The 12133-nt window shown below is 69.0% G+C and carries 15 protein-coding genes; 2 read left to right on the top strand and 13 right to left on the bottom strand.

Annotated features, from left to right (window positions below):
• The 8 genes from SSNG_RS36040 to SSNG_RS45100 form a co-directional block, all read right to left on the bottom strand.
• A complete protein-coding gene (locus tag SSNG_RS36040) occupies positions 1 to 732 on the bottom strand; it encodes a S1 RNA-binding domain-containing protein (protein WP_007268924.1) in 732 nt (243 codons plus the stop codon).
• 143 nt (positions 733 to 875) lie between these two features.
• Entirely contained in the window at positions 876 to 1787 is a 912-nt protein-coding gene (locus tag SSNG_RS42765) for a hypothetical protein (protein ID WP_007268923.1), read from the bottom strand.
• 629 nt (positions 1788 to 2416) lie between these two features.
• A complete protein-coding gene (locus SSNG_RS36030; RefSeq protein WP_007268922.1) occupies positions 2417 to 2737 on the bottom strand; it encodes a helix-turn-helix transcriptional regulator in 321 nt (106 codons plus the stop codon).
• Complete coding sequence (locus SSNG_RS36025; protein ID WP_007268921.1) at positions 2737 to 3807, bottom strand: tyrosine-type recombinase/integrase; 1071 nt, start codon at positions 3805 to 3807, stop codon at positions 2737 to 2739. The genes SSNG_RS36030 and SSNG_RS36025 overlap by 1 nt, the downstream gene beginning before the upstream one ends.
• Positions 3808 to 3924: 117 nt before the next feature.
• The gene (istA, locus tag SSNG_RS36020) at positions 3925 to 4686 is read right to left on the bottom strand and encodes an IS21 family transposase (protein WP_007268920.1); all 762 of its coding nucleotides are present in this window, start codon (positions 4684 to 4686) and stop codon (positions 3925 to 3927) included.
• Between the two features lie 104 nt (positions 4687 to 4790).
• Positions 4791 to 5222, bottom strand: coding sequence for a DUF4259 domain-containing protein (locus SSNG_RS36015; RefSeq protein WP_042804696.1), 432 nt, complete (start codon positions 5220 to 5222; stop codon positions 4791 to 4793).
• 56 nt (positions 5223 to 5278) lie between these two features.
• The gene (locus SSNG_RS36010; RefSeq protein ID WP_042804695.1) at positions 5279 to 6880 is read right to left on the bottom strand and encodes an ISL3 family transposase; all 1602 of its coding nucleotides are present in this window, start codon (positions 6878 to 6880) and stop codon (positions 5279 to 5281) included.
• A gap of 74 nt (positions 6881 to 6954) precedes the next feature.
• On the bottom strand, positions 6955 to 7083 hold the full coding sequence (locus SSNG_RS45100) for a hypothetical protein (protein ID WP_277752182.1): 129 nt from the start codon (positions 7081 to 7083) through the stop codon (positions 6955 to 6957).
• Positions 7084 to 7486: 403 nt separating this feature from the next.
• Here SSNG_RS45100 and SSNG_RS36005 point away from each other — a divergent pair, with 403 nt between their 5' ends.
• Together SSNG_RS36005 and SSNG_RS36000 are read left to right on the top strand one after the other, a co-directional pair.
• Entirely contained in the window at positions 7487 to 7837 is a 351-nt protein-coding gene (locus SSNG_RS36005) for a hypothetical protein (protein WP_007268917.1), read from the top strand.
• An 83-nt stretch (positions 7838 to 7920) separates the two neighbouring features.
• Complete coding sequence (locus SSNG_RS36000) at positions 7921 to 8916, top strand: aminoglycoside phosphotransferase family protein (RefSeq protein ID WP_042804694.1); 996 nt, start codon at positions 7921 to 7923, stop codon at positions 8914 to 8916.
• A 45-nt stretch (positions 8917 to 8961) separates the two neighbouring features.
• Here the strand turns inward: SSNG_RS36000 and SSNG_RS35995 are convergent, their stop codons facing one another.
• The 5 genes from SSNG_RS35995 to SSNG_RS42760 form a co-directional block, all read right to left on the bottom strand.
• A complete protein-coding gene (locus SSNG_RS35995) occupies positions 8962 to 9609 on the bottom strand; it encodes a Sua5/YciO/YrdC/YwlC family protein (RefSeq protein WP_007268915.1) in 648 nt (215 codons plus the stop codon).
• 17 nt (positions 9610 to 9626) lie between these two features.
• On the bottom strand, positions 9627 to 10367 hold the full coding sequence (locus tag SSNG_RS35990) for a phytanoyl-CoA dioxygenase family protein (protein WP_007268914.1): 741 nt from the start codon (positions 10365 to 10367) through the stop codon (positions 9627 to 9629).
• Positions 10358 to 11146, bottom strand: coding sequence for a creatininase family protein (locus SSNG_RS35985; RefSeq protein ID WP_007268913.1), 789 nt, complete (start codon positions 11144 to 11146; stop codon positions 10358 to 10360). The genes SSNG_RS35990 and SSNG_RS35985 overlap by 10 nt, the downstream gene beginning before the upstream one ends.
• Entirely contained in the window at positions 11143 to 11931 is a 789-nt protein-coding gene (locus SSNG_RS35980) for a class I SAM-dependent methyltransferase (protein WP_007268912.1), read from the bottom strand. The genes SSNG_RS35985 and SSNG_RS35980 overlap by 4 nt, the downstream gene beginning before the upstream one ends.
• Positions 11928 to 12133 (bottom strand): hypothetical protein (locus tag SSNG_RS42760; RefSeq protein ID WP_042804693.1); only part of this gene is annotated, 206 nt, incomplete at its 5' end. The genes SSNG_RS42760 and SSNG_RS35980, both read right to left, overlap by 4 nt.

The raw sequence follows: 12133 nt of genomic DNA, 5'->3' as shown, positions 1-12133 counted from the left end.
CTAGAGAGGCCAGTCGAGAGCCGTAGAAGCCTGCCGTCGGGAGAGGGACAGTCTGCGTCGCTCTCGGTCGATCTCTGTGACGACGACCGTGATCTCGTCGCCGATTTGAACGACCGCCTCTGGAGCCTCGACAGGCGTCCAGGTGAGCTCTTGCAGATGGACCAGTCCCTCAATGTCGTTGGTGACCTGCACAAACACTCCGAACGGGACCAGCTTGGTAACTCGTCCCTGCAGAGCCTGCCCCACCGTGGTGGTCTCGGCGAAGGTCTTGAACGGGTCGGGCTGCGTCGCTCGCAGGGACAGCCTGGCCTCTCCGTTCGTTGTGTCGAACTGGAGGAACTCGCACCTCACGCGCTGGCCCACCTGAACAACGTCCGAAGCTGTCTCGAAGTGTCGCCAGGACAGCTCGGGGACCGTGATGAACCCGACGCCGGGGAAGACCGGATGGTCCGGGCCATCGTCCAGCGCCACGAACACTCCGAACCGTTCAATCGACCCGATCTGGCCCGACAGTATTTCTCCGGCACGGAGGGTTTTCAGGAATGCCCAGAGCTCGGGGTTCTCCGTGGCGGCCATGGACATCCACGCTCGACCTTGCTCCAGGTCGATGGCAGTCACCTCGGCGGTGATCCGGTCGCCGACCTCCGCCGCCGCTGCCGAGAACCGGACCCAGGACAGATCCAGCGACCCCACGAACCCCAGCGGACGTGCGGCGAAACCTTCCAGGGTCACCGACACACCTCGTCGAGTTACCGCTGCCACGATCCCGCTGCAGACATCACCGACCTGGATCGCAGCCAGAAACTTCCGGGAAAAATCATCGTCCGACGCCCCGCCCATGCCGCCCAGCCTCTCACGGGAAACCGCCCGTCAGGTCATGGCAGGGATTCGTGCTCGGCGGACGAGACGGAGGCGGCGGTCGTGTAGCGGAGGCTAGTCTTGGCACCGAGCGAGAACACGTGCGCGAGGTGGAGTGGATCCGCTCCACTGGCAAGAGCCTCCTCCAGGATGCGGTCCTGCCGTAATCGGTCGACGCCCACGGGTAGGTCCTTGACCAGCCTGTCCATCCAGAACGTGCCCACTGCCGTTGTCGTCGTGGCTGTGTTCCGGCTGACCAGCAGGTGCGGATTGGTGCTATTCGGCCAGCGACGTTGGCGATAGGCGAGATATTCGCCGATCGCCTCGGCGGTGTAGTCGTCCAGCGGACGGTTCAGGCACCCGGGATCGAGCCGGCGTCCGGGTAGGTCCACCTGCTCCAGCAGCATCGCGCGGATCTGGCGGGCGGGCAGCGCATGGACGCCGGACAAGGCCACGACCACGCGAAGGGCCGGATCCTGCGATGCAGCGCGAGCCACGGATTCCACCTCGTCCGCAGTCAGGGACGCGGGGATCTTGATCGCCAGCTTGCCGCCCTTGACGCCCCGCATCGGGTTGGCGAAGACCAGTCGCTCAGCCTTGAGGGTGCCGAAAAGCGACCGTAAGGCGCTGGCGTCGTAGGCACGATGAGGCCGGTCGACCAGCCAGGAGATGATGTCGTCCCGTGTGACCTGCCGCAGGGTTGTGTACTTACCGGCGTACTCGGTCAGGAACGGCAGGATGCTCCTCAGATTCGTGATGACCGTTGCTCGGGCACGTGGCCTGCGACGCGTGGTCCCGTGCCGCAGGATGGCGATCCAGACGTCCAGCTCAGCGCGGACATCCGAGGCAAGGAAGGACAGGTGCTCGTCGCACCAGGCGTCCAGCGCGTCGGGCCGGTCGTCGAGGAAGACATCGAGCTCCTCGAACACCTACAGGACGTGATTGGCCGGCACTGCCGTATGGGTGAGCTGGCTGATGGTTGAGGCCCGGATCCGTTCCCCTGGCCGGTGAACCGCACAGAGAATCCGGATGCCGCGTCGCACTGAGCCGAGAGTGCGAGGCGGCCAGCCACGCAGTTCCGCGATCCGGGCGGCCCGGGCACTCAAGGACGCGAACAGTTCAGAGTCGAGCGATGGGGCCTTGCTGCTGACTCCGCGAAGCTCGCGCGGCATCTCGAACAGCAACAGCTCCGTCCAACGTGGCGGGAGGCGGTGCGGCCGTGGTGACCACGGTGCCGCCGGAACAGGCTGAGGCCGGGGGCCACCGCGCGGTCGCAGGGTGCCGATGATAAAGAGCTGGTGTCCCGTGCGGGCGGCTACCGTCAGGTCGACGCGGGTCTTGTTGTCCGGGCCTGCGATCAGACTGGCCTGGCGGCGGCAGAGGCGGCAGATCCCGTCGATCGCAGCGACCTCGCGTGTGCAGACGTCGCAGTGGCGGCTGGTGGCTTTCGATGTGAAGCCCCAGCATGCTTTGCAGCGTGGGCGGTCGATCCAGCCCCATCCGAAGCAGTCCCTGCAGCTGCGGGTGGCCCAGGGTCGTGATCGCCGGACGGGCGTGCTCATAGTGGCGGCCCCGAGCGACCCGGCCGGCGCCGGTGGGTGATCGGGCTGCCGCCGACGACCTGCTTCTCCGCCTCCAGTGTCATGGTCTCCTGCCGGACGATGGCCTTCTCCGGGACGAGGAGGTCGGCGGTCGTGCAGTCCAGCACCTCGCAGATGATGTCGAGGTCGGCCAGGCGGACGGTCAGCGGCCTTCCGGACCACAGGTGGGACATCTTGCCAGCGGAGATCACCAATCCGGCGTTCGCGAGCATCCGTTGGAGCTCGGATGCCTTCCAGATGTCGCGCTGTGCGGCGACCATCCGCAGGTTCCACTTCATCAGCGTGTCCCTCCGAATCGGGTCGTAGCCCGTTGGCCTGCTCGGATCCAGGCATCTTCGACGTGGGACTTCTCGACGTGTACGTAGATCATGGTCGTGTTGAGCCATTCGTGTCCGAGGATCTCTTGGATGGCAACGACGTCCATGCCGTTGCGGTAGAGGTCGGAAGCGGCGAAGTGCCGCAGCACATGCGGTGTGAGCTGGCCGGCCTGGTGCGGCAGATGCCGGACGACCGCCTCGGCGAGCCCGGTCCGCAGAGCGTCGTCGGTCACTGCCCTGCTGGAGCCGTCGCCGTACCTGCGTTCCGAGGGAAACAGCGGGGCGCGAGGGTCGTTGACCTTGTCGTCGAACTCCCAGCGCGGCCCGGTGACCCACCATTCGAGCAGGTCACGGGCGCCGTTGATGAGCGGCACGAGCCGTTCCTTCTTGCCGCGGCCCTGGCTGCCCTTGCCCTTGAGGAGGACCTTGCCGAACCGCCCCAAGTCCCAGCGAACGTCGCCGATCCGCAGCAGGCACAGTTCCGAAATCCGCGGGCCGATGAGGCTGGCCAGCCGCGAGGCGGTGTAGTTCCGGGCGGCCGGAGCATACTTGCGTGCCTCTTCCATGTCACATCGCCAGCCGCTGAAGAGCGTGGTGACCTCCGCCTCCGGCGGCGGGATCCGCAGCCTCGCGGAGGCGCCACCCCGAGGCCGGTTCATCTCATCCAGCGGGGACTCGACGACGAAGCCGGTGGCCGCGTGGATGCCGGCCTTGTGCCGTAGTTCGAGGAACTCGAAGAATACGGCGAAGGCCGCGGCCTGGCGGACCTTGGTGCCTGAGGCTGAGTCGCGACGGTGCCGCCCGAAATACCGGTCGAGGTCCTGGGCCTCCATCTCCCACAGGGGCCGGCCGAACCATTCCCGCAGGCCAAGGACGGGTCCGACGTCACCGCGGATGGTTTCGTCGAGGACTCCGGCAGAGGCCCGGGCGAGGACGAACTCAGCCAGCAGATCCTGCTCGAAGGCCGCTACCTCCTCGGAAGTCTCCAGCCGGAGCTCCGGCCGCAGATCGCGCACGACGGCCAGTGCCATCCCGTTCCTCTCCTTCAGCTTTTCGACGACTCCGCTATGACAGCTGAGGAAGCTTCAGGAATTCTGAGAAACGAGCAGCAATCACCCGATCGAGTCGAGCCAACCGGAAACCCCAGATCAAGCAGCCATCGAGGTCGCCGACACAGCCGGACGGCTGCGGGAACCCACGGGAACATGGACAAAGTGCGACCTGAAGGCGATCCACCGGTCGGCCTCCACTCTGGCCCGGCTCAGCCCCAGCACCCGTGCGACGGCGGCCTTCAGGTTGTCGTAACGGACCTTGCTCCGCGGGACCCCGCCCAGCGTCCGCAGGGCGTGAACGTGCCCTTCGAAGAAGGCTTCCTGGCCGCAGGACGCGAAGACGCGGTGGACGGCCTTGCCCGAGTAGGACAGGCGGAAGGAGAACAAATAGCAGGTCACAAGCTCGCCGGCGAGCCGGATGGTCACGTCGCCGAAGTCGACCTCGGCCTCCATGCCGGGCTGGTGGGTCTGCGGCACGAACGCTTCGACCGGGGCCTTCCCCGACTCGACGAGGATCTGCGGTTTCCGGTCGGAGACGTAGCGCCGGACCATCTGGTAGGAGACGTCTGCCGCGTGTTCCTCGACCAGGCGGTGGAAGATCCGTGTGATCGTGTGCCGCTGCTTGCGCGGCGCGTCCAGATCCGCCTGGAGCATCCCGTCGATCACCGGCTTGTACGGATCCAGGGCCGTCGGTCGCGGCGGCAACTGCTTCCTGGGCTCCGGCCAGACCGAGTCGACGGCCTTGCGGACCGTCCGCCACGACACGTTGTACTTGCGCTCAATCTCCCGGATCTTCATGCCGCCGCGGTGGTCGCGCCGGATCGCCGCGTACAGCTCGACCTTCGACATCTGCGGCATGACCAGGCCCTTTCACCAGGAGCATCCCGATGCTGCCCTGGCAAGCACCCTGGTGACTTCAAAACTCGGGTTCTGGTTCAACTTCCGTGCTGAGTGACGCTCCGTTACGGCTGAACGTCGAAGAGAGCGATGGAAGGGGGTGGCGGGGCAAGTACTGCGCGAAGGCGCGTGAGTATGGCTCGCCACTGCTTCCAGTCCTCCGGGTTGACCCAGTTTGAGGCCAGCCCATCCTCGTCGCCGACGATGCGGGCGAGGGCTTCGTCGGCGAGTGCGCGCAGGTCGGAGGGGAACAGGGGCATGGGTGTTTCCGGGCCGTAGGGCGTGTCGACGGGGTCGCCTTCCGGGCATTGCGCCGCGATCAAGGCGGCGGCGGCCACCGCCTCTTCCGCTTCCGTGAGATAGCCGGTTGCGTCGATCGTTCGGACGAGGACGCCTCGGATCAGGGCTTCTCGTGCCTCGGGCTCGGCTTCGTCGAGTGCGTTGGCGAAGTCTGCGGCTGTGTCGTTGTCGAAGGGGCCGGTATCCCAGGTGCCCATGCTGATCTCCTTGCGTATGGTCGCCCGGATCCTCGCATCAGGCACTGACAACACGATTACGGGGCGAGCAGGACCCGTTTGCGAAGAAGGTTGAAGCCTGCGCGGCCGAACATCTGGCGCTTGAGCATCTTGATCCGGTTGACGTGGCCTTCGACGACTCCGGAGTTCCAGGGCAGGGTGAGGCCGGCGATGACGGCATCGCGGTCTCGGTCGATGCCGGCGGCGAGGGTGTGGAGGCTGGGGAGGTCGTCCTGCCGGACGGCGTCGAGCCAGTCCGGAAGTCGTTCGCCTTGGCGCTCTGTGAGCATGGTCGCGAAAGACCGGACGTGGCAGGTCAGAGCGTCGAGTTCGGGGCAGTGTGTCCGGACGGACTTGAGTTGGATCTGCTCGGACTCGGTGAGGGTGGCCGGGCGGCGAAGGATCCATCCGGCGACCCTTCGGGGCGAGGGCGGCCGTGCGGTCACCGGCCGTGGTGAGGTGCGTTTGTCGTGCAGGTAGGCGCGGACGCGCTGGTAGCTGCCTTTGTAGCCGAGAGGCAGGATCTCCTCCCAGAGTTTCCAGGCGTTGGTGCAGCCCTCGTTCCAGCGGTCGTCCAGGTAGGGCTTGTAGTCGTCGAGAACGGAGGGCCGGTTCTGCCATTGGCCGGTGAAGAGGTCCTCCGGCTTCGCGACGTCGGCGAACTGTTTGACGGTCCGCCAGGTCATCCCGAGTTGTCGCTGGATCGAGCGTTGGCTGTGCCCAGCCTTCAGCAGGGTGTGCACGGCTGCGTGCCGGGACCGGGTCCGGTCGGCGAACCGGTGTCCGCGTGGCCATGGCGACCCGGTCTGGCCCGCGGCCGGGCCTGTCACAGGCTGGGGCTCAGGTGACGCGGGTGTCAGAACGTGCAGGCAGCGGCGATGCTGGGCAACACTCCGCTCGGCGGCTTCGCTCAGGTTGTGCCATAGGTGCCACCTGTCCGCGACCTGGACCGCCTGCGGCGCTCCGGCGGCGGCGCCCTCGGCGAAAAACGGTGCCCGGTCACGGCAGACCACCTCGACGCCTGGCCGCTGGGCGAGCCACGCCGCCAGACTGGATGCCTCCCGGTCTGGGAGAAGATCGATTGGACGGCGGGTTTCGACGTCCACGAGGACGGTGCCGTAGTGGCGGCCCTTGCGGGTGGCGTACTCATCGACGCCGACCACCCGCGGCGCCGGTACTTCCGGCTCGGGCAGCGCGTTGACCAGGCGCAAGACCGTGCTCCGGCTCACGGACACGCCGAGGACGTCGGCCAGCCGGGCGCCGGCCCGGCCGGCCAGGGCGAGACCGAGTGCCGCGAGGGTCGAGCGCAGTCGTTCCGTGCGCTGACCGTGCCTGCGGGTCAGGCCGGATATCTGCTCCACGAAGGTCCGGCGCCGACACATGGTCGTCCGGCACCGGAACCGCCGGACGCGAAGCTGCAGCACGACCCTTCGCCCGGCGCTGGGCACGTCGGCGGGAAACCGCAGGTAGGAACTGTGAACGTGGGTCGACCAGGCCCCGCATTCCGGGCAGGCGGCGCCGGTCGTGGTGCACTTCGCGTCAACGCGCACTATCGCGATGTTCACGTCCACCGACAGCACCGCGACGTTCGCGATCGACGGGAACAACAGCTCCTTCAGTCGGAGCACAACCTCTTCCACGGCCCCGTACTGTGAGCCCGACTGCCCTGACCACGGCTCATTTTCGGGCGACTTCGAGCACTGCCCGTCGACGCTCAGTCGTCACTCAGAGTTGCTGCTGCACGGAAGCTGAGCCAGAACCACAACCCGTGAATAAAGCCACCATGCCGGTGTGCGTGGTCGAGCAGCAGCTGATCCGCCGCGCTCGGGGTGTCAGTGGCCATGCACTGGGAAGGTACCGGCGCCACCCGCGGCCCTGACCGGGCTGTCACCTCATCTGGTGACTTCCCATGGAACGGCAGTCGGATGCCAACGCCATGACGTATCGGCACCCGTCGTTTAGAGCCCCCCTACCTCCGCCAGGTCACCGGGCGGTCCTCCCGCTCAAATGGCGTGCAGCAGGTCACCGCCCCACCCTCCGCAGTTGATCTTTCATCGGTTTCATCGGGTTGCCGCGACTCAGGGGGTACCGGCCTCGCGCCTGCCGGCGGGAGGCTCAACGAGGGCCTCGGCCGCCGGGGGTTGCGGGGCTAACACCCCGTTCCCGCACTGTGCCGCCCAGGACGCGACGTCTGCGGCGCGGCCTGTTCGTGCTGCACCCGTCATCACAGAGAGAAGGACACCGCCATGCTTACCGACGTGCTCACCGGCTGGACCGCGGAGACCCTGGGCGGCCTCACGCTGCTGGCGGGGGCCGCAGTCTGGGGGTGGCTCCGCCGGCGCCGGACCCCGGTCGCCCCCGGAGCGACCCCGGCCACCGCAACCGTGCGGCAGGTCCGCACCTACACGCTGCTCGGGGCCCGGGCCGCCGACGGCCAGCCGGTCCACTGGCCCAGCAGCCGCCCCGCCGGCATCCGGATCACCTGGAGCGGCCCCACGGGGAAGCGAGAGCAGTTCGAACTGACCGACGCGGTGCTGCCGGACGGCACCTACGCGGCAGAGCGCGTATCGGTGTACCCGAACCGCAGCGCCTTGTGACGGGTCGGCCCCCAGGTGGGCGCCCTGAACAGCAGGCTGTGGCCCGGTTCCCTGAAGTCTTCACCACCCGGAAGGAAGTCCCCATGGAGCTCCACGCGATCGAGCGGCCCGCCACCGCATTTCAGCAGGCCCTGACCGAGCAACAAATCCAGGCCGTCGCACGGCGCGCCTTCGGGACCGACACCATGGTCCGCTCCGCGACAGAACTGGGCGGCGGCGTGTACAACACCACCTACCGCCTCGACCTGGCCGACCGCGCGGAGCCGGTGATCCTGCGGGTGGCGCCCGAACCGGCCCGCCAGTTCCGCTCCGAGCGGGAGCTGATGCGCGCGGAGTACGCGTCGGTGCCGTGGCTCGCGCCGATCGCCGACCTGATGCCGCACGTCTTGGCGGCCGACTTCACCCAGGCTGTCATCGGGCGGGACTGGATGATCCAGTCCTTCCTGCCCGGCACCCCTGCGCCGGAGCTGCTCGGCTCGTACTCGAAGGAGACCCACACGGCGTTCTTCCGACGGATGGGGGAGATCACGGCGGCCGTGCACGCTGTTGCCGGGTCCTGGTTCGGCCCGATGGGCGGCCCCGGCCACCGGCGGTGGAGCGAGGCCGTCGCCGCGTCCCTCAACCTGATCGCCGAGGACGTCGAGAGCTGCGGCCTGGACGCGGCCGACCTGCGCCAGGCCGCCGACGCCGCGCAGGCCCGTGCGCACGTCCTGGACGAGGTGTCGGTGCCGCGGCTGCTGACCGGGGACCTGTGGACGGTGAACACCATGCTTGCGGAAGGGGCCTCGGTGCCGACGATCTGCGGTGTCCTGGACATGGACCGCACGTGGTGGGGCGACCCGGAGGCGGACTGGCCGACGCGGATGGCCCGGGCCAAGCAGGACGAGCGGCTGTCCTTCTTCGAGGCCTACCCGGCGCCCGCAGCCACAGCAGGGGTTCGGTGGCGCCGGCACGTGTACGAGGTCCGGCACCTCGGCGCGCTGCGCCTGGAGCGGCACCGGCTCGGCAACCAGGCCGGTGTACGGGATTCCTATCCGGCGGTGGCGGCAGAGTTGTCAGCGCTCGCCCGCGGAAGGTGAAGGGCGCCTCCCCTGGCGGGGGAGACGCCCTGCCGGCGGATCGGGTCAGGTGGTGGGCAGGGTGCGGCCGAGGGCGGAGGCGACGGCCCGCGGGTGGACCAGGCCGGCGCGGACGAGGTGGGTCTGGTCGCCGGCGCAGTCGACGATGGTGAGGTGGTTGGCGGCCGGGCAGACGCCGCCGTCCATGACGAGCGCGTCGAGGCCGGCTTCGGTGAGGAACTCTTCGACCTCGGCGAGGGTGATGGCGGGGCCGCGGTCGTCGGGGCCGGCGTCGCCGGAGACGTTGACAGTAGTGGCTGCGAGCAGTCCTGGGACCGCTCGGGCGAGGTCGCCCAGGGGGCCGGGGGCGTGGGTGGTCAGGGCGGGTGAGCCGACGACGGTGTAGCGGGCGGCGTCGGCCGGCTCGCGCCACGGAAGGAACAGGGCGAGGTCGCCGGGCCAGAACGCGGCGGCCAGGCGCTCGGCGTCCGGGGTGAAGTGCAGCAGGTCGCGGGCCCGGTTCTGGTCGGGGATGACGAGGGCGAGGGGCTTGTTCTTGGGGCGCTGCTTGCCTTCGAGTATGGCTTTGTAGGCGTCGGGGTTGGCGGCGTCGGCGCAGATCATGTACCAGCGGGCGGTGGGGACGACGACGAGGCGTCCGGCTTCGATGGCGGCTGCTGCGGTGGCGACGTCGGTGGTCGGGATGGTCTGCACGGTGGTGTCCTTCCTGGTCAGGGGTTCAGGGCTGGGTAGTCGAGCCAGGGGTCGCGCAGTGCGTCGAGGCGCCGGGTGGCGTGCTGGGTGTGGGAGACGCGGAAGTAGGCCATGAGCCGGGGTGTGGTGGTGTGGTTGGTGCCGACGGCGTGCGGGACCAGGTGGTGCATGAAGAGGACGTCGCCGATGTCGGCGAGGAGCGGTTCGCCGTCGGTGGTGTCGATGTGCGGGGGGACTTGGTCGGTGATGCCGCGGGCCCATTCGGTGGCGAACCAGCGGGACATCGTGAGGTGCCCGCCGGGGACGTAGTGGAGGGCGCCGGCGTCGGGGCGGGTGATCGGGGAGAGGACGACGCCGACCAGGAGGGAGAAGGTGCGCAGTTCGGCGGGGTCGAGGTGGGGGCAGCCGACGCCGTCCACGTGCATCGTCTTCTCCGGCTGGTGGGCGGCCGGCTGGTGGGCGGGGATGCGGATCTGGACCTGGGTGGTGGTGACCGGGGCCGGGTCGGTCAGGAGGGCGCGGGCGATGTCGGCGGCGCCGGTGGCGGTGTAGAGGTCGAGGAGGGCCGGGTGCTGGCCGTGTTCGGGGGCGAAGGTGCGCTGGGTGTAGTCGGTCAGCCGGTCGGGGTCGTAGTCGTTGTCGTACCAGGTGGTGATGAGGTCGCGGGCTGGGCCGGTGTGGGTGTCGGTGGCCAGGCCGGGGCGGACGAACATGCCGTCGCGCCGGAACCGGGCGCGCTCGTCGTTGGTCACGAGCATCGGCTCTTCCTTCCGGTGAGGGCTTCCAGAGCGGGTGCAGCGGCGGCCACGGCCTCGTCCAGGAGGCGGGCGCCGAGGGCGGGGGTGGCGGTGCGCGGGTCGTTGCCGATGACCCCGGCGGCGGCGATGGCCGGGTCCCCGGAGGTCCAGGGCCAGGTCACGCCCCGGTCGGTGACCTGTCGGCGGATCTCGTCGGCGTCCTGCGGGGGGTGGTCGGCGAGTTGGTCGAGGAGGACCGTGTCGGGTGCGAGGTGGAGCATGAGGGCGGTCTCGTGGAGGCCGGCGTGGATCTCGGGCCGGTCGCCTGCGGGGAGGTTGGCCAGGGCCAGGGGATGCAGGACGCACACGCTGATGTGGTGGGCGTGGCCGAGTTCGTAGACGAGGGCCGTGAGGACGCCGCGGTTGCCGCCGTGTCCATTGACCAGGACCAGGTGGTGGGCCTTGGTGGCGCGTACGTACTGGGCGGTGAGGGTGTGCAGGAGGTTGGTGAACTCGGTGATGGTCAGCGACAGGGTGCCGGGAGCCCAGGCGTGCTCGGGGGCTATCCCGTACGGAACGGCCGGGAGCTGCCACAGGTCGAAGGCCTCGCCGTGCTCGGCGACCAGCTGCCGGGTGAACTCGTCCGCGATGAGGGTGTCGGTGGCCAGCGGTAAGTGGGGGCCGTGCTGTTCGGTGGAGCCCACGGGCAGGCACAGCACCGAGCTGGCCTGCACACGGGCGGTCAGGGCGGCGGCGGTCTGCCGGTCGAGCTGGCGGTGACCGCCGCCGGGGCCGGTCATGCGCTGCGCCGTCCGACGCGGACGAGGAACTCGTTGCTCTCGTGGAAGGTGTCGTCCTCGGAGAAGCCGCGCAGCGTCTTCTGCACGGCGGCCTCGAACTCTTCCAGCCTGTCCCCGAAGAGGGCGGGGGCGGCGAAGCTGGTGGAGTACAGGTAGCCGAGGATGCCGGCGGTGTTCCAGGTCCGGGTGACCGGGACGGTGAACTCCTCGACCTGGTTGAACGGGGACTCCTCCATGATTTCGCTGTAGGGGCGGTTGTGGTGCTGGAAGGTGCCGCCGCCCGCGCGGCGTTCCTCGCCGAGGAAGTCCTTGATGACCTGCTTGACGGCGGCCTTCCAGTCGCTCTCGGCGGCCCAGAAGCTGCGGTCGGCGAACACGGCCACCGCGCCGCCCTCGGCGACCTGGGAGTCCAGCAGCGCGAGGACGCCGGCCTGGTCGAGCCAGTGGAAGGCGCGGCAGATGGTGACCAGGTCGGCCTTCCATCCGACGGGCGGGCGGAAGTCCTCGGCGGTGGAGGTGACCAGCGACAGGGTGGTGCCTGCGGGGACCTCGGGGCGGAGCGCTTCCTCGGCGGTGGCGATCATGCCGGGGTCGTTGTCGCAGGCGATGATGTCGGTGAAGTACGGCATGAGGGCTTCGGCGACCAGGCCGGTGCCGGTGCCGACGTCCAGCAGTCGGCGCGGCCGGCGGTCGGGCGCGTACGCGGCGAGGCGGCTTGCGAGGCCGTCGGGGATGCCGGGGCGGTACTGGCGGTAGTAGCTGGAGGTGCCGGTGAACAGGCTCATGACGTGGTCCCTTCGCGGAAGTTGAGGGTGCGGATGAGGGCGGCCGCGTCGGCGAGGGTGGCGGCCACGTGGACATGCTGCCGCCCGAAGGTGGGCGGTGTGTCGGGAATGGGCCGGTCTTTGGAGATCCACACCGGGACCGCGCCGGCGTCGAGGGCGCCCAGGACGTCACAGGTCCAGTCGTCGCCGATGTGAACCATGC

It is taken from the genome of Streptomyces sp. C (genome assembly GCF_000158895.1).
GTDB lineage: Bacteria > Actinomycetota > Actinomycetes > Streptomycetales > Streptomycetaceae > Streptomyces > Streptomyces racemochromogenes.
Note: the sequence above shows the minus strand (reverse complement) of the source record. Positions and strands in the feature narration are given on the sequence as shown.